1 protein-coding gene is annotated in these 445 nt (G+C 65.6%); it reads left to right on the top strand.

The features are described from left to right. Positions 1–133: 133 nt before the first annotated feature. Positions 134–445 (top strand): VOC family protein (locus tag GVJ63_RS21960; protein ID WP_200843136.1); only part of this gene is annotated, 312 nt, incomplete at its 3' end.

Raw genomic sequence — 445 nt, 5'->3', positions numbered from 1 at the left:
GATCACCACGCGCTACAACGCCTGGCTGCGCGAGTATTTCGCGCTGGCCAGCAGCTGGGCGCTGCGCGAGCTGTGACGCAGGCGCACAGGCCGCATCCATCACCAACCCGTTTCTTTTCAGGAGCCTTTCACCATGACCCCCGAACAGCGTCCCTTCAAAGTCCTCGGCATCCAGCAAGTGGCCATCGGCGGCACCGACAAGGCGCGCATGAAGCGGCTGTGGGTGGACATGCTGGGCCTCGCCCAGACGGGCACCTTCCGCAGCGAGCGCGAGAACGTCGACGAGGACATCCTCGCGATGGGGCAGGGCGCCCATGCGGTGGAGGTGGACATCATGCAACCACTCGACATCGAGAAGAAGCCCGCCGTGCACGCCACGCCGCTCAACCACATCGGCCTGTGGATCGACGATCTGCCGCGCGCCGTGGAATGGCTCACGGCGAAG

This window comes from Pantoea sp. 18059 (genome assembly GCF_902706165.1).
Classification (GTDB): Bacteria; Pseudomonadota; Gammaproteobacteria; order Enterobacterales; family Enterobacteriaceae; genus Pantoea; species Pantoea agglomerans.
The sequence above is the reverse complement of the archived record's forward strand: the minus strand, read 5'-3'. Positions and strand labels throughout refer to the sequence as shown.